The organism is Miniphocaeibacter massiliensis (assembly GCF_900232905.1).
GTDB lineage: Bacteria > Bacillota > Clostridia > Tissierellales > Peptoniphilaceae > Miniphocaeibacter > Miniphocaeibacter massiliensis.
Genome location: NZ_OCTQ01000012.1, coordinates 1 through 1,591, shown reverse-complemented (window position 1 = coordinate 1,591; position 1,591 = coordinate 1). Strand labels below are relative to the sequence as shown.

The following is a 1,591-nucleotide window of genomic DNA, read 5'->3' as shown; positions in this document are numbered from 1 at the left end:
TCTTAAGCTCTCTGCTTTTTTCTTGATATAACTTCTCTATCATTTTTTTGCACCATGTATTATAATTCCTGACGAAATTCCAACTGCATTATCAAAGTTTTCAAATTTTACTCCTAAAGATGAAATTTTATTTGCATCGTTGTTTTTTGCACTTTCATAACTTTCTACTATTTCTAAACTTTTTGCTCCAGCTTCACTTCCTCTTAAAACAGCTGGTAAATTAGATTCTCCATCTTTATCTATTGCTCCTTTTGGTATCGATTTAGAAGTAAGTTTACTTGCTATATTTCTTGCTACTTCTGGATTTACATCTATTTTTCCCATATTTATTCTCCTTTTTATTTATATTCTTTTATTAACTGTAATTGTTTTGCTATTAAAATAAACGGCATATTATATATTATCTCATATTTCTACTTTTAAATATATACTATTTAAATTATACTATTATATTTGTTTACTTCAAATAGGTATAACAATTTTTTGCAACAAAAAAAGAAAGAAATTTATTATATCTCTCCTTAATATTAGTTTATAAATTTTTGTAGGTTACTTGTAGGCTGCCTATAACATTTTAAGTAATTTTATTCAAATTATATAAAAATATATAAAATAAAAAACACCTATCAACCTTATACAATAAGGCAATAGGTGTTTTTATTTTGGCGTGCCATAGAGGATTCGAACCCCTGACCTTCTGGTCCGTAGCCAGACGCTCTATCCAGCTGAGCTAATGGCACATATCAGAAAAACACAGATTATATCATCTGTGTTCTATTGTTGGAGCGGAAGACGAGACTCGAACTCGCGACCCTCGCCTTGGCAAGGCGATGCTCTACCACTGAGCCACTTCCGCATATATAAAATTTATTAATATTAAACATTCTTTTATACTAAAGTAACTTGGTGGAGGAGAGCGGATTCGAACCACTGAAAGCGTAGCTAACGGATTTACAGTCCGTCCCCTTTGGCCAACTCGGGAACTCCTCCAAATAAAAAAATGGAGCTGATGAGAGGACTTGAACCCCCAACCTACTGATTACAAGTCAGTTGCTCTACCAATTGAGCTACATCAGCATTATGGCGACCTGGATCGGGCTCGAACCGACGACCTCCAGCGTGACAGGCTGGCATTCTAACCAACTGAACTACCAGGCCAAAATTTCAATTCCATTTTTATTTATAAACTTAGACAATATATGGTGGGCGGTACAGGGCTCGAACCTGTGACCCCCTGCTTGTAAGGCAGATGCTCTCCCAGCTGAGCTAACCGCCCATATATGGTGACCCCACCGGGATTCGAACCCGGGTTACCGCCGTGAAAGGGCGATGTCTTAACCGCTTGACCATGGGGCCTTATTTGGTAGCGGAGGACGGACTTGAACCGCCGACACTGCGGGTATGAACCGCATGCTCTAGCCAGCTGAGCTACTCCGCCAAATAAGTAAATTTAATATAAAATTGTGGTTGCGGGAGCAGGATTTGAACCTACGACCTCCGGGTTATGAGCCCGACGAGCTACCAAGCTGCTCCATCCCGCGATATAACAACTATCTAAATAGATAAATTGTACTTTTTATGTTACTAGGTG

At 38.2% G+C, this 1,591-nt stretch carries 1 protein-coding gene and 9 tRNA genes; all 10 read right to left on the bottom strand.

The annotated features are described in order from the left end of the window. Positions 1-39 precede the first annotated feature (39 nt). Positions 40-324, bottom strand: coding sequence for a TIGR04197 family type VII secretion effector (locus tag CS899_RS10735; RefSeq protein WP_100066184.1), 285 nt, complete (start codon positions 322-324; stop codon positions 40-42). Between the two features lie 339 nt (positions 325-663). Continuing rightward, a tRNA-Arg gene (locus CS899_RS10730) sits at positions 664-740 on the bottom strand. Between the two features lie 41 nt (positions 741-781). Next, a tRNA-Gly gene (locus CS899_RS10725) sits at positions 782-856 on the bottom strand. A gap of 48 nt (positions 857-904) precedes the next feature. After that, positions 905-990, bottom strand: a tRNA-Tyr gene (locus tag CS899_RS10720). Positions 991-1,001: 11 nt separating this feature from the next. Next, a tRNA-Thr gene (locus tag CS899_RS10715) sits at positions 1,002-1,077 on the bottom strand. A 4-nt stretch (positions 1,078-1,081) separates the two neighbouring features. Further along, positions 1,082-1,158, bottom strand: a tRNA-Asp gene (locus tag CS899_RS10710). A gap of 42 nt (positions 1,159-1,200) precedes the next feature. Continuing rightward, positions 1,201-1,276 (bottom strand) — tRNA-Val (locus CS899_RS10705). A gap of 5 nt (positions 1,277-1,281) precedes the next feature. After that, positions 1,282-1,356 (bottom strand) — tRNA-Glu (locus tag CS899_RS10700). 5 nt (positions 1,357-1,361) lie between these two features. After that, positions 1,362-1,438: transfer RNA gene (locus CS899_RS10695), tRNA-Met, on the bottom strand. A gap of 26 nt (positions 1,439-1,464) precedes the next feature. Further along, positions 1,465-1,541: transfer RNA gene (locus CS899_RS10690), tRNA-Met, on the bottom strand. Positions 1,542-1,591 lie beyond the last annotated feature (50 nt).